General features: G+C 73.6%; 12 protein-coding genes. 9 read left to right on the top strand and 3 right to left on the bottom strand.

Annotated features, from left to right (window positions below; genetic code table 11):
• Positions 1-1,185: 1,185 nt before the first annotated feature.
• The 8 genes from ACFY3N_RS05155 to ACFY3N_RS05120 all read left to right on the top strand — a co-directional run bounded on the left by ACFY3N_RS05155 (position 1,186) and on the right by ACFY3N_RS05120 (position 13,516).
• On the top strand, positions 1,186-2,220 hold the full coding sequence (locus ACFY3N_RS05155; protein ID WP_390815261.1) for a LacI family DNA-binding transcriptional regulator: 1,035 nt from the start codon (positions 1,186-1,188) through the stop codon (positions 2,218-2,220).
• Positions 2,217-3,737, top strand: coding sequence for a sugar ABC transporter ATP-binding protein (locus ACFY3N_RS05150; protein ID WP_390815260.1), 1,521 nt, complete (start codon positions 2,217-2,219; stop codon positions 3,735-3,737). Before ACFY3N_RS05155 ends, ACFY3N_RS05150 begins: the two co-directional genes overlap by 4 nt.
• Positions 3,727-5,685, top strand: coding sequence for a substrate-binding domain-containing protein (locus ACFY3N_RS05145; protein ID WP_390815259.1), 1,959 nt, complete (start codon positions 3,727-3,729; stop codon positions 5,683-5,685). Before ACFY3N_RS05150 ends, ACFY3N_RS05145 begins: the two co-directional genes overlap by 11 nt.
• A 144-nt stretch (positions 5,686-5,829) precedes the next feature.
• On the top strand, positions 5,830-6,822 hold the full coding sequence (locus ACFY3N_RS05140) for a ribokinase (RefSeq protein ID WP_390815258.1): 993 nt from the start codon (positions 5,830-5,832) through the stop codon (positions 6,820-6,822).
• Positions 6,819-7,208 carry a D-ribose pyranase gene (gene rbsD / locus ACFY3N_RS05135; RefSeq protein WP_390815257.1) on the top strand — a complete coding sequence of 130 codons (390 nt, stop codon included), beginning with the start codon at positions 6,819-6,821 and terminating at the stop codon, positions 7,206-7,208. Before ACFY3N_RS05140 ends, rbsD begins: the two co-directional genes overlap by 4 nt.
• Positions 7,209-7,457: 249 nt before the next feature.
• Entirely contained in the window at positions 7,458-8,426 is a 969-nt protein-coding gene (locus ACFY3N_RS05130; protein WP_390815558.1) for a helix-turn-helix domain-containing protein, read from the top strand.
• 230 nt (positions 8,427-8,656) lie between these two features.
• Positions 8,657-9,049: a hypothetical protein gene (locus ACFY3N_RS05125; protein WP_390815256.1), complete on the top strand. Its 393-nt coding sequence runs from the start codon at positions 8,657-8,659 to the stop codon at positions 9,047-9,049.
• A 3-nt stretch (positions 9,050-9,052) separates the two neighbouring features.
• Entirely contained in the window at positions 9,053-13,516 is a 4,464-nt protein-coding gene (locus tag ACFY3N_RS05120; RefSeq protein ID WP_390815255.1) for a hypothetical protein, read from the top strand.
• Between the two features lie 257 nt (positions 13,517-13,773).
• On the opposite strand, the gene ACFY3N_RS05115 is transcribed toward ACFY3N_RS05120, so the two are convergent.
• The 3 genes from ACFY3N_RS05115 to ACFY3N_RS05105 are packed head-to-tail and all read right to left on the bottom strand — an operon-like array spanning position 13,774 to position 16,903.
• Complete coding sequence (locus tag ACFY3N_RS05115) at positions 13,774-14,607, bottom strand: sugar phosphate isomerase/epimerase family protein (protein ID WP_390815254.1); 834 nt, start codon at positions 14,605-14,607, stop codon at positions 13,774-13,776.
• On the bottom strand, positions 14,604-15,755 hold the full coding sequence (locus tag ACFY3N_RS05110) for a dihydrodipicolinate synthase family protein (RefSeq protein WP_390815253.1): 1,152 nt from the start codon (positions 15,753-15,755) through the stop codon (positions 14,604-14,606). The genes ACFY3N_RS05115 and ACFY3N_RS05110 overlap by 4 nt, the downstream gene beginning before the upstream one ends.
• Entirely contained in the window at positions 15,752-16,903 is a 1,152-nt protein-coding gene (locus ACFY3N_RS05105; RefSeq protein WP_390815252.1) for a Gfo/Idh/MocA family protein, read from the bottom strand. Before ACFY3N_RS05105 ends, ACFY3N_RS05110 begins: the two co-directional genes overlap by 4 nt.
• 243 nt (positions 16,904-17,146) lie before the next feature.
• Here ACFY3N_RS05105 and ACFY3N_RS05100 point away from each other — a divergent pair, with 243 nt between their 5' ends.
• The gene (locus ACFY3N_RS05100) at positions 17,147-18,193 is read left to right on the top strand and encodes a LacI family DNA-binding transcriptional regulator (protein WP_390815251.1); all 1,047 of its coding nucleotides are present in this window, start codon (positions 17,147-17,149) and stop codon (positions 18,191-18,193) included.
• The last annotated feature ends 308 nt before the right edge of the window (positions 18,194-18,501 follow it).

The raw sequence follows: 18,501 nt of genomic DNA, 5'->3' as shown, positions 1-18,501 counted from the left end.
CGCGTCGGCTCCGCCGATGGCCCTTCGGGCCACCCTTGACCCGGCCCGCTCCAGCACGGGGGAGAAGCGAGCGAGCGGCCCGGAAGAACGGGTGGCCTGCCCGCGTCGGCCCTTCGGTCGGCCGGTCGGTCACCCGGCGTGCGGGATGCGCGCTCGCGCCTCGCCTGCACGCCGGGCAGGCTCAGCGACTTACGGTCGGTGGGGCGTGGCGGACTGGCGGTGCAATGGCGCGTGAGCTGTACGGATGACGGGCGACCGGCGACCGGCAGCGCGATAATGCGGGGTCCGGACCCCGCCTCTGAAGGCGTGAACACTTCGGGCCCAAGTGTTCACGCTTTTCGCCACCACTCCAGACCCCTGCCTTCTGGCTTCTGGCGGCTCGGCGGTGGAGATTCGCTCCAATCAGTACCTCATCAGCACTCGACAGGCGCTCGCTGACCGGCAGTTACTGGGCCCAGTCCGGTGTGCGGTCAGGTGATTGGAGCGTTTCTCCACTCAGCGGTGGCTGCCGAGCCGATCGGCAGGTCGTCAGTCGTCCGGCATGGCCGTGCGACTGGGCGATGGCCGCCAAGCCGGCCGGCGTGCCGCCACCACACCCGGTGCGACACCCGCCACCACACCCGGTGCGACATCCGCTCCGCCCACCCGCCGCTCACTGCCCAAACGGCCCGCCTCCCACCCGCCGCTCACCGCCGAAACGGCCCGCCTCCCACCCGCCGCTCACCGCCGAAACGGCCCGCCTCCCACCCGCCGCTCACCGCCGAGACGGCCCGGCGTGCGGGCGAGGCGCGACCGCGTACCGCCGGCCCCGGGTGACCGACCGGCGGGCCTCGGATCGCAGGCACGCGTCGGCCACCCGTTCTTCCGGGCCGCTCGCTCGCTTCTCCCCCGTGCTGGAGCGAGCCGGGTCAAGGGTGGCCCGCAGGGCCATCGGCGCAGCCGACGCGGAGTGGAGCGCAGCGGAACGCAGCGCCCTTGACGCGGCTCGCGGAAGCACGACACTGGCAAAGAAGCGAGTGGCCCAACGGCCACAGTTCCAGCGGGCGCCCCCCACGGCCGACCCCCGCGGCACTCCCCCACCCCGATCACGATTCGATTTCGGCCACCCCCCACCCCCTTGTCAGCCCCTCGTGTAATCGATTCCAATCCTCCGTGTAATCGATTCCACGAGGAGGTGGAGCGGCGATGGCGAGTATCAAGGACGTCGCCGCGCAGGCCGGGGTGTCCGTCGCCACGGTGTCGCGCGTCCTGAACGACCATCCGTCGGTCAGCGCGGACGCCCGCAGGCGCGTGCTGGCCGCCGTCGAGGCGCTGGGCTACCGTCCGAACGCCGTCGCCCGGTCCCTGCGCACCGATCAGACCCGCACCCTCGGGCTGGTCATCAGCGACGTGATGAACCCGTACTTCACCGAGCTGGCCCGCTCCGTGGAGGAGGAGGCCCGCGCGCTCGGGTACAGCGTGATCATCGGCAACGCCGACGAGCGGCCCGACCTCCAGGACCACCACGTCACCACCCTGCTGGACCGCCGCATCGACGGTCTGCTCGTCTCCCCCACCGACGGCGGCTCGCCGCGCATGCTGGACGCCGCCCGCGCGGGCACGCCCATGGTCTTCGTCGACCGGTGGATCCCCGGTGTGGACGTGCCCGTCGTCAGGTCGGACGGGCGCGGCGCGGTGCGGGACCTGGTCGCGCACCTGTACGGGCTCGGGCACCGGCGGCTCGCGATCATCGCCGGGCCGGCCGCCACCACGACCGGCCGCGAGCGCGTGGACGCCTTCCGGGAGGCGCTCGGCGCGTACGGGCTCGCCCTCCCCGACGCCTACATCGGCCAGGGCGACTTCCAGGCCGCCAGCGGGCGCCGGGTCACCGAGGGCTTCCTCGACCTGGCCGAGCCGCCCGAGGTCGTGTTCGCCGCCGACAACCTGATGGCGCTCGGCGCGCTGGACGCCGTACGCGCGCGCGGGCTGCGGGTGCCCGACGACCTCGCGCTGGCCGCGTTCGACGACATCCCCTGGTTCGTGCACACCGACCCGCCGGTCACCGCGATCGCCCAGCCCACGGGCGCACTGGGGCGGGCCGCCGTGCGCGCGCTGGTCGACCGTGTCGAGGGCCGGCCCGGCGAGTCCGTGACCCTGCCCGCCCGGCTCGTCGTACGCCGCTCGTGCGGCGAGCCGGCCCCCACCCCGTCCCCGTCCCCCGTACGAAGGAGTACGTCGTGAGCAACCCGGACGAGTTGCTGCGCATCGAGGGCATCCGCAAGACCTTCCCCGGCGTGGTCGCGCTCGACGGCGTCGACTTCGACCTGCGCCGGGGCGAGGTGCACGTGCTCCTCGGCGAGAACGGCGCCGGCAAGAGCACGCTGATCAAGATGCTCTCCGGCGCCTACACGCCCGACGCCGGCCGCATCGTGGTCGGCGGCGAGGAGGTGCGCATCCACGGTGCGCAGGACTCCGAGCGGCTCGGGATCGCCACCATCTACCAGGAGTTCAACCTGGTCCCCGATCTGACGGTCGCCGAGAACATCTTCCTCGGGCGGCAGCCGCGCCGGTTCGGGATGATCGACCGGAAGCGGATGGACGCGGACGCCGAGGTGCTGCTGAAGCGGGTCGGGGTGGACGTCCCGCCCCGCGCGCGGGTGCGTGAACTCGGCATCGCGCGCCTGCAGATGGTCGAGATCGCCAAGGCGCTCAGCCTGGACGCGCGCGTGCTCGTCATGGACGAGCCGACCGCCGTGCTGACCTCCGAGGAGGTCGAGAAGCTGTTCGCGATCGTGCGGCGGCTGCGCGAGGACGGCGTCGGGATCGTCTTCATCACCCACCACCTGGAGGAGATCGCCGCCCTCGGCGACCGGGTCACCGTCATCCGGGACGGCCGCAGCGTCGGCCAGGTGCCCGCGTCCACGCCCGAGGACGAGCTGGTACGGCTCATGGTCGGGCGGTCGATCGAGCAGCAGTACCCGCGCGAGCGCGCCGAGGCCGGTGACGCGCTGCTCAGGGTCGAAGGGCTGACGCGCGACGGCGTCTTCCACGACGTGGGCTTCGAGGTGCGGGCCGGTGAGGTCGTCGGCATCGCGGGGCTCGTCGGGGCCGGGCGGACGGAGGTGGTCCGGGCGGTGTTCGGGGCCGACCCGTACGACGCCGGGGCCGTGCACGTCGCGGGGGCGCCGCTGCGGCGCCACGACGTGAACGCCGCCATGGCGGCCGGGATCGGGCTGGTGCCCGAGGACCGCAAGGGGCAGGGGCTGGTGCTCGACGCCTCCGTCGAGGAGAACCTCGGCCTGGTCACCCTGCGGTCCGCCTCCCGCGCGGGGCTCGTCGACCTCAAGGGGCAGCACGAGGCCGCCGAGCGGATCGCCGGGCAGCTCGGCGTGCGGATGGCCGGGCTCGGGCAGCACGTGCGGACGCTCTCCGGCGGCAATCAGCAGAAGGTCGTCATCGGCAAGTGGCTGCTGGCGGACACCAAGGTGCTGATCCTCGACGAGCCGACGCGCGGCATCGACGTCGGCGCCAAGGTCGAGATCTACCAGCTCATCAACGAACTGACGGCCGCCGGAGCCGCCGTGCTCATGATCTCCAGCGATCTGCCGGAGGTGCTCGGCATGAGCGACCGGGTGGTGGTCATGGCGCAGGGGCGCGTCGCGGGCGAACTCACCGCCGAACAGGCCACCCAGGACGCCGTGATGGCCCTCGCCGTCAGCACTCACACCAACGGAACGGAGGCCTCCCGTGGCCACTGACACGCTCAAGGGCACGCCGGGCGCGCAGGGCGGCGCCACGGCCGGCCTGCGCCGCCTGCTCCTCGACAACGGCGCGCTGACCGCGCTGATCGTCCTCGTGATCGCCATGTCGGCGCTGTCCGGGGACTTCCTGACCGCCGACAACCTCCTCAACGTCGGCGTCCAGGCCGCCGTGACCGCGATCCTCGCCTTCGGCGTCACCTTCGTGATCGTCTCGGCGGGCATCGACCTGTCGGTCGGCTCGGTCGCCGCGCTCTCCGCCACCGTGCTGGCGTGGAGCGCGACCGAGGCCGGGATCCCGGTCGCCCTGGCGGTCCTCCTGGCCGTCGCGACGGGCATCGCCTGCGGTCTGGTGAACGGTTTCCTCATCTCGTACGGGAAGCTGCCGCCGTTCATCGCGACGCTGGCCATGCTGTCGGTGGGGCGCGGTCTGTCGCTCGTGATCTCGCAGGGCTCCCCGATCCCCTTCCCGGACTCCGTCTCCCACCTGGGCGACACGCTGGGCGGCTGGCTGCCGGTGCCGGTGCTCGTGATGGTCGTCATGGGGCTGCTGACCGCCTTCGTGCTCGGACGGACGTACATCGGCCGTTCCATGTACGCCATCGGCGGCAACGAGGAGGCCGCGCGGCTGTCGGGCCTGCGGGTGAAGCGGCAGAAGCTCGCCATCTACGCGTTCTCCGGCCTGTTCGCCGCCGCCGCGGGCATCGTGCTCGCCTCCCGGCTCTCCTCCGCGCAGCCGCAGGCCGCGCAGGGCTACGAGCTGGACGCGATCGCCGCCGTCGTCATCGGCGGCGCCTCCCTCGCGGGCGGCACCGGCAAGGCGTCGGGCACGCTGATCGGCGCGCTGATCCTCGCGGTGCTGCGCAACGGCCTCAACCTGCTCTCCGTCTCCGCGTTCTGGCAGCAGGTCGTCATCGGCGTCGTGATCGCGCTGGCGGTGCTGTTCGACACGCTGCGCCGCAAGGCGGGCGCGGCCACCCCGGCGGCCGGGGCGTCCGGGGGCGGGAACAGGGGCAGGCAGGCACTGACGTACGTCATCGCCGCGGTCGTCGCGGTGGCCGTCGTCGGCGCGACCTCGCTGCTGCACAACGACTCCTCGGCCGCGAAGACGCAGAGGATCGGCCTGTCGCTGTCGACGCTCAACAACCCGTTCTTCGTGCAGATCCGCGCCGGGGCCGAGGAGGAGGCGGAGAAGCTGGGCGTCGACCTGACCGTCACCGACGCGCAGAACGACGCCTCCCAGCAGGCCAACCAGCTGCAGAACTTCACCAGCGGCTCGCTCTCCGCGGTCGTCGTCAACCCGGTGGACTCCGACGCGGCCGGTCCCTCGGTGCGCGGCGCCAACAAGGCCGGCATCCCGGTCGTCGCCGTGGACCGCGGGGTCAACGGGGCGGACACGGCCGCGCTGGTCGCCTCCGACAACGTCGAGGGCGGCGCGCTGGGCGCCAGGGCGCTCGCCGAGAAGCTCGGCGGCAAGGGCACGATCGTGATCCTGCAGGGGCAGGCCGGTACCTCCGCCAGCCGCGAGCGCGGCGCGGGCTTCGCCGAGGGCCTGAAGGACTACCCGGGCATCAAGGTCGTCGCCAAGCAGCCCGCGGACTTCGACCGCACCAAGGGCCTGGACGTGATGACGAACCTGCTCCAGGCGCACCCCGACGTCGACGGCGTCTTCGCGGAGAACGACGAGATGGCGCTCGGCGCGATCAAGGCGCTCGGCTCCAAGGCCGGGAAGTCGGTCCAGGTCGTCGGCTTCGACGGCACGCCGGACGGGCTGAAGGCGGTCGGGGCGGGCACGCTGTACGCCTCCGTCGCGCAGCAGCCGTCGGAACTCGGCAGGATCGCGGTACGGAACGCGCTGCGGGCCGCCGAGGACAAGAAGGTGGAGGACACGGTGAAGGTTCCGGTGAAGGTGGTCACCAGGGAGAACGTGGCCGGCTTCGAGGGCTGACGCCGGTCCCCGGGCCCCGGGGCACACGGGCGGGCGGTCACGTCGACCGCCCGCCCCCACTCGGGTCCACCCGGACCACTCGCGTTACACGGACTACTCGGACTACTCGGACTACTCGGATTCACTCGGATCGGGGAGCGATTCATGTACGACTACGACCTCCTGGTCGTGGGATCGGCCAACGCCGACCTGGTGGTCGGGGTCGAGCGCCGGCCGGGCGCCGGGGAGACGGTGCTCGGCTCCGACCTGGCCGTCCACCCGGGCGGCAAGGGCGCGAACCAGGCGGTCGCGGCCGCCCGGCTCGGCGCCCGTACGGCCCTGCTGGCGCGGGTCGGCGACGACGGGCACGGGCGGCTGCTGCTGGACTCGCAGCGGACGGCCGGGGTGGACACGGCGGGCGTGCTGGTGGGCGGGGCGCCCACCGGGGTCGCGCTGATCACGGTGGACCCGTCGGGGGACAACAGCATCGTCGTCTCCCCGGGCGCCAACGGCCGGCTGACGCCGGCGGACGTGCGGGCGGCCGGGAGCCTGTTCCACGCCTCCCGGGTGGTCTCCGCGCAGCTGGAGATCCCGCTGGAGACGGTGGTGGAGGCGGTGCGGAGCCTGGCGCCGGGCAGCCGGTTCGTGCTGAACCCGTCCCCGCCGCGCCCGCTCCCGGCGGAGGTGCTGGCGGCCTGCGACCCGCTGATCGTCAACGAGCACGAGGCGAAGGTGATCCTGGGCGACACCGCCGGGGTGGGCGACGGGCCCGAGGACTGGGCGCGGCTGCTGCTGGCGGAGGGCCCGCGTTCGGTGGTGGTGACGCTGGGCGGCGAGGGCGCGCTGGTGGCCTCCGCGGAGGGCGTCCACCGCGTCCCGTCCGTCACGGTGCACGCCGTGGACACCACCGGGGCGGGTGACGCGTTCACCGCCGCGCTGGCCTGGCGGCTGGGCGCGGGCGAGCCGCTCGCGCGGGCGGCGGCGTACGCGGCCCGGGTGGGGGCGGCGACGGTCACCAGGGAGGGCGCGCAGGTGTCCTTCCCGACGGCGGCGGAGGTCGCGGCGCTGTGCGGTGCTGGCCCGGGGGACGGCCCCCGGACCCCCGGCCCGGGACCGGACGGCGCGTCCTGCGTGGGCCCGGAAGGAGGCGTCCGGTGAAGAGGCACGGAATCCTGAACCGGCACCTGGCCGGCGCCCTGGCCGAGCTCGGGCACGGGGACGGGGTGCTGGTGTGCGACGCCGGGATGCCGATACCCGACGGGCCGCGCGTGGTGGACCTGGCGTTCCGCGCGGGGGTGCCGTCGTTCGCCGAGGTGCTGGAGGGGCTGCTGGAGGAGCTGGTCGTCGAGGGCGCCACGGCCGCCGCCGAGGTGCGGGACGCCAATCCGGCGGCCGCCGGGCTGCTGGCGGACCGCTTCCCCGGTCTCGCGCTGGTCCCGCACGAGCGGCTCAAGGAGCTGAGCGCCGGCACGCGGCTCGTCGTCCGCACCGGCGAGGCGCGGCCGTACGCGAACGTGCTGCTGCGCTGCGGCGTGTTCTTCTGAGGCCGGCCGTACGCACGGGGGCGCGGACACTTCGAGGGGGCCCGGTCCGTCGACCGGGCCCCCTCGTCCCTCCCCCGTCAGAACCCCTCGATCCCCCCCGGGTCCCCTCCCAGAAGTCCTGACGCCGAGTACGACCCGCGAGGTGCGGGGAGGGTTGCACGGTCTCCCCGGAATTTTTCCGGCCCGGTTCCCTACGATGTCCCCCTGGGCAGGACGCGGTCGTCCGGTACGCGGTGGGGGCGTGTGGGGATGCTGGTACAGGAGTTCCGGACCGAGGTGGTGCCTCCCGCCGAGCGGTGGGATCTGTGGCAGGACGTCGCCACCCGGACGCACGTGCCGAACCTGCTGCGCAGTGAGCGCAGCGACGACTTCCGGGCCACGATGCGGGTCCTGCCGCTCGGGGACCTGCAGATCGCCGAGCTGAGCCTGCCGCACCTGGACACCGTGCGCACGCCCCGCACCATCCGGCGCTTCGACCCCGAGTCCCTGCAGATCAACTGCCAGCTCGCCGGCGACGGCGGTATGGCGCAGGACGGCACCGAGGCGGTGTTCGGGGTGGGGCAGCTCATCATGGCCGACACCAGCCTGCCGTACGACGTCCGCATCAACAGGACGTCGCAGCGGTCCACGACGGTGGTCGTCAGCATGCCCCGGTCCCGGCTCCCGCTGCCGCCGCGCGCGATGCGCCGCCTGCTGGCGGTGCCGGTGCCGGTGGACCGGGGCATGGGCGGCGCGCTGCGGCGCTGGCTGGCCGATGTCGCCCGGCGGGCCGACGAGTTCACCGAGGCGGACGTGCCGGCGCTGGCCTCGGTGACCACGGATCTGCTCGCCTCCGTGCTCGGCCACTGCGTGGACTCCGAGGACGCGCTGCCGCCGGAGTCCCGCCGGCGCGCCCTGCGCACCCGGATCCGGGACTTCATCGACCGGAACCTGGGCGATCCGTCGCTGTCCCCGGCGACCGTCGCGGCGGCCCACGGCATCTCGGTACGGCACCTGCACCAGCTGTTCGCGGCGGAGGGCGAGGCCCCGGCGGCCTGGATCCGCCACCGCCGGCTGGAGCGGTGCCGCCGTGACCTGGCCGACCCCCGGCTGCGGGGCCGCTCCGTCCACGCGATCGCCGCGCGGTGGGGCTTCACCGACGCGGCCACCTTCAGCCGCGCCTTCCGCCGCGCGTACGGCATGACGCCGACGGACCACCGACACCACGCGAGCCGGTAGGGCGCCGTCCCGTCCCTGCCGGAATCGACAAGATCCCTGCACGGACGGTCAAGGATCCGGGCGTCCGGCGGACGCATGCTGGTGCCTGTGCGCAGTGGGGGCTGCGCACGCACGGGGGAACGGGGGGAAGCGGCGTGCGGTGCCGGCGGATGTCGGCGTCCGGCCCGGCACCGCACGGCTCGCGCCGTCCGCGGAGGACGAGGGACTGCCCCGGTGGGCAGGGTACGGGGGTGACGGAAGTGCGGGTGGGAATCAGCGTCGGCGGCACGGCGGCGGAGGGCGGCGTGCACGAGTTGCGAAGACACCTCGCGACGGAGCCGGAGCTGCGCGGCCGGGTCCGTACCGACGGCTCGGCACCGCTGCCGCCGGGTGCCATGGGACTGCCCGGCGAGGCCCTGCTCGCCCTCCTCGAACCGGGCGGAGTCCTCACCACGTTCGCCGCGGGCCTGGTCACCTGGCTGGCGGCCCGCCGGACCGAGTGCACGGTCACCGTGACCCGCCCCGACGGCACCCAGGTCACCGTCACCTCGACGCGGGCCAGGAACCTCACGCCCCGGCAACGGGCGGACCTCGTCCGCGAGATCACGGCGTCCCTCGACGAGAACGGCCCGGAGCGGGAGTAGACCGTGCCGACGCCGGATCCCGCACCGGGCAGGAGCGGTGCCGACGACGACACCGGTGACCTCGCGGCACTGGGCGCGCACGCGATCCTCGTCGGCACGCCGGATCACGCTCCCGGCTCCACACTGCCCGCCCTCCCGGCGGTCGCCACCACCCTCGACGACTGGGCGACGGTCCTGGAAGACGCCTGCGGCCTGCGCGGGCGCGTGCACCGCCTGCCCGCCGACGCCACTCAGGGAGCCGTCGTCGCGGCGGTGGAAGGCGCCGTCCGCGAGGCGGCCGGGCCGATCCTGCTGTGCTACGTGGGCCACGGCATCCTGGGCCCCTCGGACGAGCTGTACCTCGCCACCCGGGCCAGCCGGTCGCCGGAGTCGGTCGCCGACGCGGTCCCCTACAGCACCGTCAGGAACCTGCTCACCGAAGCGCCCGGGGGCAGCGTCGTCATCCTCGACTGCTGCTACTCGGGCCGGGCGAAGGCGCCCGGCGGACGGGCGGCGGGACCCCCGCCGTTCGTCGTCACCCGCCCCGGCGGGAGCCATCTCCTCAGTTCGGCCTCCTGGTACGACCTGTCGTACGCGCCCGAGGGGCGCAGACACACCCTGTTCGGCGGGCGGCTGCTCGACGTGTTGACCGAGGGCGACCCGGCGGGCTCCCCGTGGCTCACCCTGGACGGGCTGTACGCCGCGGTGGACCGTGCCTTCCAGGGAGGTCCGATCCGCCCCTGGAGGCAGAGCGAGGGCACGCTCGGTTCACTGCGGCTGGTCCGCAACCGGGCCTACACCGAGCCGCCCCGTGCCGCCGACCCACCCACCGACGTGCCCTGCCCCTACCCCGGCATGGAGCCCTTCGCCACCACGGACGCCCGTCACTTCTTCGGCCGGGAGGACCTCACCCGGCGCTTGCTGGACACCGTGTGCGCCGGTGACGCCACCGGCCCGGTCGTCCTCGTCGGCGGATCAGGCGTGGGCAAGACGTCGCTGCTCACCGCGGGGCTGCTGGCCGGGTTGGAGCGGCGGCGCGCGGAACGGTCCGGGCCCGGCCGTCCGCCGTGGCCTGCCGTGCTGCTGCCCGCGCCCGGACCCCGTCCCCTGCACGCCCTGGCCGAAGCCTGGGGCAGGGCCACCGGGCGTCCGGCCGACGAGGTGCACGCGGCCGTGTCCGAGGGGCGCCTGCCGGAGCCGCTGCCCGGCCGGGAACGCCACCGACTGCTCATCGTGGACCAGTTCGAGGAGGTCTTCACCCGTTGTACGGACGTGACGGAACGCTCCCGTTTCATCGACGTCCTGACGTCCCCCCGGGGCACCGCGGACCCACCGCGGGTGGTGCTCGGCCTGCGGGCCGACCACTACGGCAACTGCCTGACCCACCCCGGACTCGCCCGCGCCCTGGAGCACGGACAGTTCAACGTGCGTCCGATGGACGACGAAGCGCTGCGCGTCTGCGTCGAACATCCCGCACGGGCCGCCGGCCTCACCCTGGAGGAGGGGCTGACCGACCGTCTGCTGCACGATCTGCACCACGGTGACACCGGCCACGACCGCGACGCCGCGCTTCCCTTCCTGGCCCACGCCCTGCGCGAGACCTGGCTGCGGCGCAGCGGGACGACGCTCACCCTCGCCGGATACGAGTCGACGGGCGGCATCTGGCAAGCGGTCACGACGACGACCGACCGGCTGCACGACGGACTCGCCCCGGCCGAGCGGGAGGCGCTGCGCGAACTGCTCTTCCGCCTGGTTCACCTGACCGAGGACGGAGTGGTGGTACGGCGGCGGGTTCCCGTCCACAGTCTGCTGGACGGCCTGTCGGACACACAGCGGGAAGCCACCGAATCCGTACGCGAGCGGCTTGCCGCGGCCCGTCTGATCAGCGCCGACCGGGACCACGTGCACATCTCCCACGAGGCGCTGCTGCGGGCATGGCCCCAACTGCGCCAGTGGATCAGGGAGGACGGGGACCTGCTCGTCCAGCGGCAGCGGCTGGCGGACGACGCCGGCGAGTGGGACGCCCGGGGACGCCACCCGGATCTGCTGCTGACCGGCATCAAGCTGGACGCCGCCCAGGAGCTGCGCCGCAAACGCCGGCTCCCCACGGTCGAGCAGGAGTTCGTGGACGCCGGCCTCGCGGCGGACCTGGCGCGGCGGGAGCGGCAGGTACGGCTGAACCGGCGTCTCACCTGGCGCCTGCGGACCGCGCTGCTGGCACTGTGCCTGGCGCTGATGGCGACGGGCTACGCCTTCCAGCAGTCCACGGAAGCCGACGAGCAGCGGACCGTCGCCGACCGGCAGCGCACCGTCGCCGACCGGCAGCGGAAGAGCGCCGAGCAGCAACGGCTGCACAGCACGGTCCGGGCGCTGGAGGCCGAGGCCGCGAACCTGCGCGAGGAGGATCCCCGGCTGTCCCTGCGGCTGGGGCTCGCCGCGCACCGGTTGCGCCCGTCCGCCGTGTCGCGGGCAGCGGTGTTCGGGACGCTGGCACACACCCGGTACAACGGCGGCTCCCTCGGCGACACCGATGCCGACCACGTCGTGCTGAGCCAGGACGGCCGGACGCAGGCCGCCGAGCATGACGGCCGGGTCCTGCTGTGGGACGTGTCGGACGCCAACCGCCGCAGGCCGATCGCCTCGCTGTCGGGATGCGGGAAGTACCCGAACGGCCTGGCGTTCAGCGCCGACGGCCGCTCCCTGGCCGCCGCCTGCGACACCGGAGCCGTGATGCTGTGGTCACTCGCCGACCGTGAGCGTCCGCGTCGCACGGCCGTCCTGCGTGCGGAAGGGCTCGAGAACGATCCCGCCGCGGTGGCGTTCAGCCCCCGTGGTGACCTTCTGGCGGCCGTCGGATGGGGGTTCGCCGGCGATCCCGTCTCCCAGCGGTCCATGGTGCTCTGGCGGCTCTCCGCCGGAAAGGCTCCCCGGCAGATCGCGGTGGAACGGGGCGTGTACGACGGCCACGCGGTGACGTTCAGTCCGGACGGCCGGACCCTGGTCAGCTCGACCGGCATGGTCCAGTACAAGGAAGAACCCGTCGACCGCGACTCCCGCACCCACAGTTCGGGGGCCACCTTGTGGGACGTCTCCGCGCCCACGCGTCCACGACGGCTGGCGCGCCTGGACGAGGTCAAGGAGGAGGTCGCGTTCAGCCCCGACGGTCGGCTGCTCGCCACCGAGAGCAGCGCCGACGAGGTCGTCCTGTGGGACGTCGCCGACCCCTCCCGGCCCAGGCGGCGGGCAGCCTGGGTCGGCCACAAGGATTTCATCACCGCCTTCGCCTTCGACCGGGCGGGGACCAGGCTCGCCATGGCGTCGTTCGACGAACTGATCACGGTGTGGGACGTCCGCGACCCCGCGAGACCGAAGAAGCAGTCGACGCTGGGCGGGCACAAACGCGCCCCCGAGGACCTGGTCTTCGGCCGCGGCGACGACACCCTCACGTCCGCCGACGGACAGGCGACCATGCGCTGGCGCCTGACGCCCCGCGGCCGCCCCCGGCTGCTGGCGACCCTCGTCGAAGGCGGCGCCGTCCAGTCCGCCGTCTTCACACCCGACGGCACGGCGCTGGCCACCGCCGGTTCCGGCCAGACCGTCAACCTGTGGAGCACCGGGGAACCGGGCCGTCCGAGGCGTCTCGCGTCCATGGACATGGGGACGTTCGTCCAGGACCTGGCCCTCAGTGCCGACGGAACCACCCTGGCCTGCGCGGACAGGAGGGGCAGGATCACACTCTGGGACATCACCGTACCGGCCCGGCCCCGCGAGCTGTCCGTCATCGACCGCGGGGAAGCGGGCTACGTGATGCACATCGGTTTCAGTCCCGACGGCACCACTCTGGTCGCCAACGGCGGCGAGACCCTCTGGTCCGAAGGGTGGCTCGCGACATGGGACCTGGCGGACCGCAGGCACCCGAAGCGACTGCGCATGACCAAAGGCTTCTCGTCGGCGGGAAGAGCGGCGTTCACCCCCGACGGAGAACTGGTGGGCGTCCCCCTCGGCGCCGGCCTCTCCGGAGACGGCCGCCTGGTGGCCGACGTGTCCCTGACAGCCGACGGGATAAGCCTCACGGACATCGGCTCCCCGGGCAGGCGGCGCGAGGTCGGCAAGGTGACCGGCGAGGAGTGGGATTCCACCACCGCCCCCGTCTTCCATCCCGGCGGGAACCTGCTCACGGCCGTCACCGACTCCGGCGACGTCGTGTTCGCGGACATCGGCGACCTCCGCCGGATCCACCTCCCCGCCAGGCTCACCTTCCCCACCGAGACACTGACGATGCTGACTTTCAGCCCCGACGGCCGCCTCGCGGTCACCGCCCGCAGCGACGGAACGTTCCAGATCTGGGACCTGGCGTCCCTCCCCGCCCTCAGCGCCGACCCTGTCGGCACCGCGTGCGGACTGGCGAACGGAGGACTCAGCCGGGACGAGTGGGCGAGGTACGCGTCGGGGGTGCCGTTCAGGACCAGCTGCCCCGCCGGCAGGTGACGGGCCGGCCGCACCACACGCCACGCCCGGGCCGGGGCGGCCGTGCCCCGCTCCTCGCGCCCCGCCCTCTCGTCCCGCGGGACCCGCCGCGCCGCCGGGGCGGCCGGCGCGGTCGCGCGCCGGTCACGCGGCGCTCCGCGAAGGGCTCGCCGGCACGGCCGGGGAGGGCGTCCCCGCCGGGACCGCCGTCCGGCACGGGTGCCTCGGCGGACGGGGCACGGACGGGCTGCTCCGGTACGAGCAGCCCGTCCGGTTCGTCACCCCGCGTGCTCCACGAACCGTGCCGCCGTCTCGGCGAGGACCTCGCGGCCGTCGCGGGCCCAGAGTCCGTCGTTGAACAGCTCGACCTCGATGGGGCCGGTGTAGCCGGCCGCCTCCACGTAGCCCTTCCACTCCCGCATGTCGATCGCGCCGTCGCCGATCTGGCCGCGGCCGTTGAGGACGCCCTCGGGCAGCGGGGTGGTCCAGTCGGCGAGCTGGAAGGTGTGGATGCGGCCCTGGGCGCCCGCGCGGGCGATCTGCGCGGGGGCCTGGTCGTCCCACCAGATGTGGTACGTGTCGACCGTGACGCCGACCTGGTGGGCGGGGAAGCGTTCCGCGATGTCCAGGGCCTGGGCGAGCGTCGATACCACGCACCGGTCGGAGGCGAACATGGGGTGCAGCGGCTCGATGGCCAGTCTCACCCCGTGCTCCTCGGCGTAGGGGCCGAGTTCGGCGAGCGCGTCCGCGATGCGTTCCCGGGCGCCGCGCAGGTCCTTGGAGCCGGCCGGCAGGCCGCCCGAGACCAGGACCAGGGTGTCGGTGCCGAGCGTGGCCGCCTCGTCGACGGCGCGGCGGTTGTCCGCCAGGGCGGCGGCCCGCTCGCCGGGGTCGGTCGCGGTGAGGAAGCCGCCCCGGCACAGCGTCGTCACCGCCAGGCCCGCGTCGCGCACCAGCTTGGCCGCCGCCTCGACGCCGTACGCCTGGACGGGTTCGCGCCACAGGCCCACGCCCGGCACGCCCAGCTCCCGGCAGGCGTCGACGAGTTCCGGCAGCGACAGCTGCCTGACCGTCATCTGGTTGATGCTGAAACGCGCGAGGTCGGCGGTCATGGGGTCACTCCGTACAGGTGCAGCAGGGTCCTCATGCGTTCCTCGGCGAGCTTGGGGTCGGGGAACAGGCCGAGGCCGTCGGCGAGTTCGTAGGCGCGGGCGAAGTGCGGCAGGGAACGCGCCGACTGCAGGCCGCCGACCATCGTGAAGTGGGACTGGTGGCCGGCCAGCCAGGCCAGGAAGACCACGCCCGTCTTGTAGAAGCGGGTCGGGGCCTGGAAGAGGTGGCGGGAGAGTTCGACGGTGGGGTCGAGGAGGGCGCGGAAGCCCTCCGTGTCCCCGGTGTCGAGCACCCGGACCGCCTCCGCCGCCAGCGGGCCGAGCGGGTCGAAGATGCCGAGCAGGGCGTGGCTGAAGCCCTGCTCGTCGCCGGCGATCAGCTCGGGGTAGTTGAAGTCGTCGCCGGTGTAGCAGCGCACGCCCTGCGGCAGGCGGCGGCGCAGGTCGATCTCGCGCTGGGCGTCCAGGAGGGAGACCTTGATGCCGTCGACCTTGTCGGGGTGGGCGGCGATGACCTCCAGGAAGGTGTCGGTGGCCGCGTCGAGGTCGGACGAGCCCCAGTAGCCCTCCAGCGCCGGGTCGAACATCGGGCCCAGCCAGTGCAGGACCACGGGCTCGGCGGCCTGGCGGAGCAGGTGGCCGTAGACCTCCAGGTAGTCGTCCGGGCCCTGCGCCGTCGCGGCGAGGGCGCGGGAGGCCATCAGGATGGCCTGCGCGCCGGACTCCTCGACGACCGCGAGCTGTTCCTCGTACGCCGCCCGGACCTCGGCGAGGGTGCCGCCGGTGAGCTGGTCCGTGCCGACGCCGCAGGCGATGCGGCCGCCGACGGCCTTCGCCTCGGCGGCGGAGCGGCGGATCAGCTCGGCCGCGCCCGCCCAGTCCAGGCCCATGCCGCGCTGCGCGGTGTCCATGGCCTCGGCGACGCCCAGGCCGTGCGACCACAGGTGGCGGCGGAAGGCGAGGGTGGCGTCCCAGTCGACGGCCGCCGGCGAGTCGGGCGACACGTCCGCGTACGGGTCGGCGACCACGTGCGCGGCCGAGAAGACGGTACGGGAGGTGAAAGCGCTTCCGGGGGTGACGGCGCGGGGTTCGGTGCGGGGCTCGTAGGCCCGCAGGGCGCCGTTCGCGTCGGGCAGGTGGAGGGTCACAGCGCGATCTCCGGCACGTCGAGGCGGCGGCCCTCGGCCGAGGACCTCAGGCCCAGCTCGGCGAGCTGGACGCCGCGGGCGCCGGCCAGCAGGTCCCAGTGGTAGGGGGCGCCGGCGTAGACGTGCTTGAGGAAGAGCTCCCACTGGGCCTTGAAGCCGTTGTCGAACTCGCCGTTGTCGGGGACCTCCTGCCACTGGTCGCGGAAGACCTCGGTGGCGGGGATGTCCGGGTTCCAGACCGGCTTGGGGGTGGCGGAGCGGTGCTGGACGCGGCAGTTGCGCAGTCCGGCGACGGCGGAGCCCTCGGTGCCGTCGACCTGGAACTCGACCAGTTCGTCGCGGTTGACGCGGACCGTCCAGGAGGAGTTGATCTGGGCGATGGCGCCGCCGTCGAGTTCGAAGACGCCGTAGGCGGCGTCGTCGGCGGTGGCGTCGTAGGGCTTGCCGTTCTCGTCCCAGCGCTGCGGGATGTGGGTGGCGGTGAGGGCCTGGACGGACCTTACGCGGCCGAACAGCTCGTGCAGCACGTACTCCCAGTGCGGGAACATGTCGACGACGATGCCGCCGCCGTCCTCGGAACGGTAGTTCCAGGACGGGCGCTGGGCCTCCTGCCAGTCGCCCTCGAAGACCCAGTAGCCGAACTCGCCGCGCACCGAGAGGATGCGGCCGAAGAAGCCGCCGTCGATGAGGCGCTTCAGCTTGAGCAGGCCGGGGAGGAACAGCTTGTCCTGGACGACGCCGTGCTTGACGCCGGCCGCGTTCGCCAGGCGGGCGAGTTCCAGGGCGCCGTCGAGGCCGGTGGCGGTGGGCTTCTCGGTGTAGATGTGCTTGCCCGCGGCGATCGCCTTCCTGATCGCCTCCTCGCGGGCCGAGGTCACCTGTGCGTCGAAGTAGATGTCGACGCTCTCGTCGGCGAGGACCGCGTCCACGTCCGTCGAGACGTGCTCGAGTCCGTGCCGCTCGGCAAGCGCCTTCAGCGCGTGCTCGCGGCGGCCGACCAGGATCGGCTCCGGCCACAGCACGGTGCCGTCACCGAGGTCGAGGCCGCCCTGCTCGCGCAGGGCCAGGATGGAGCGGACGAGGTGCTGGCGGTAGCCCATGCGCCCGGTCACACCGTTCATGGCGATACGCACCGTCTTGCGTGTCACGTCATTCCCTTCGTACGCGGTTCGCGCCGCGTACGCCCCACTGGTGAGCGTGACAGCAAGCGCTTTCTATGTATGTAGAAGCTAGCCTCTGAACGGGGGTGCGGACAAGACCGCGGCGGACCCCGAGTTGTTCGAGCGGGCGAACGGCCGCGCGGATGGCCATAGGGTCTGCTCGGAACCACGGGCACGTGTGTGGGTGTGGACGACGGCGTACGGCGGGACGCGCGAGGCGGAGGACGAGACATGACGGTGACCCTGGCGGACGTGGCGGCTCGCGCGCAGGTCTCCCCCGCGACGGTGTCGCGGGTGCTCAACGGGAACTACCCCGTGGCCGCGTCCACCCGTGAACGGGTGCTGAAGGCCGTGGACGAGCTGGACTACGTCCTCAACGGCCCCGCGAGCGCCCTGGCCGCCGCCACCTCCGACCTGGTGGGCATCCTGGTGAACGACATCGCCGACCCGTTCTTCGGGATCATGGCGAGCGCGATCCAGGCGGAGATCGGGGGGCCGGGCGGGCGCGCGGGCGGGGAGAGACTCGCGGTCGTGTGCAACACGGGCGGCTCGCCCGAACGTGAACTGACCTATCTCACGCTGCTCCAGCGGCAGCGGGCGGCGGCCGTGGTGCTGACCGGTGGCGCGATCGAGGACGCTCCGCACAAGGCGGCCATGGACGCGAAGCTGCGGAAACTGGCGGACGCCGGGACCCGGGTGGTGCTGTGCGGCCGGCCGCCGGCGCCGGAGACCGGGGCGATCGCGCTGACCTTCGACAACCGCGGCGGCGGGCGGGAACTCACCGAGCACCTCATCGGACTGGGGCACCGGCGGCTGGGGTACATCGCGGGTCCCCAGGAACGCACCACCACCCGTCACCGGCTCGAGGGGCACCGGGACGCGCTGGCCGCGCACGGCATCGAGGAGGACCCGCGCTGGACCGTCCACGGCCGGTACGACCGGCGGTCGGGGTACGAGGCGACGCTCGAACTCCTGCGCAGGGACCCGTCGTTGACGGCCATCGTCGCCGCGAACGACTCCGTCGCGCTGGGGGCGTGCGCGGCGCTGCGGGAGGCGGGGCTGCGGATTCCGGAGGACGTCTCGGTGGCCGGGTTCGACGACCTGCCGTTCAGCATCGACGCGGTGCCGGCGCTGACGACGGTGCGGTTGCCGCTGGCGGAGGCGGGGGCCCGGGCGGGACGGATCGCGAGGGGGCGGGAGGAGGCCCCGCCCGGCGGGATCGCCTCGGTGCGGGGGGAGCTGATGGTGCGGGGCTCCACCGCGGCGCCGCGGGATTGACCGGACCGGGGGTCCGGGGCCTGCACCGCCGGTGCGGGTGGTCGGTGGGTTTTCGCGCCCACGCGGCGGAGCCGCACGTCGACGCGGGCCGCATATCGATGCAGGCCGCACGTCGACGCGGGCCCGTGCCCCTGAGAGGTGCGTTGCCGGGTGCGGGGTCGTGGGGGCTGTCCGCGCCCGCGCGGCGGAGCCGCACCTCCCTACGGCCCCGCGCCCCTGGGGTGTCCGTGCCCAAGTTTCGGAGGGGGTCATCGATGAGTTCGGGGTGCGGGGACCGTCTGTAGTCGCGTCAGGTATCCAGTGAGGCA

The sequence above is a fragment of the Streptomyces sp. NPDC000348 genome (assembly GCF_042898795.1).
In the GTDB taxonomy this organism is placed as follows: domain Bacteria; phylum Actinomycetota; class Actinomycetes; order Streptomycetales; family Streptomycetaceae; genus Streptomyces.
The sequence above is the reverse complement of the archived record's forward strand: the minus strand, read 5'-3'. Positions and strand labels throughout refer to the sequence as shown.

Coding starts and splice junctions, on each gene's coding strand:
- ACFY3N_RS05100 (WP_390815251.1), top strand. CDS start 17,147: ATGACGGTGACCCTGGCGGACGTGGCGGCTCGCGCGCAGGTCTCCCCC.
- ACFY3N_RS05155 (WP_390815261.1), top strand. CDS start 1,186: ATGGCGAGTATCAAGGACGTCGCCGCGCAGGCCGGGGTGTCCGTCGCC.
- ACFY3N_RS05115 (WP_390815254.1), bottom strand. CDS start 14,607: ATGACCGCCGACCTCGCGCGTTTCAGCATCAACCAGATGACGGTCAGG.
- ACFY3N_RS05140 (WP_390815258.1), top strand. CDS start 5,830: ATGTACGACTACGACCTCCTGGTCGTGGGATCGGCCAACGCCGACCTG.
- ACFY3N_RS05130 (WP_390815558.1), top strand. CDS start 7,458: ATGCTGGTACAGGAGTTCCGGACCGAGGTGGTGCCTCCCGCCGAGCGG.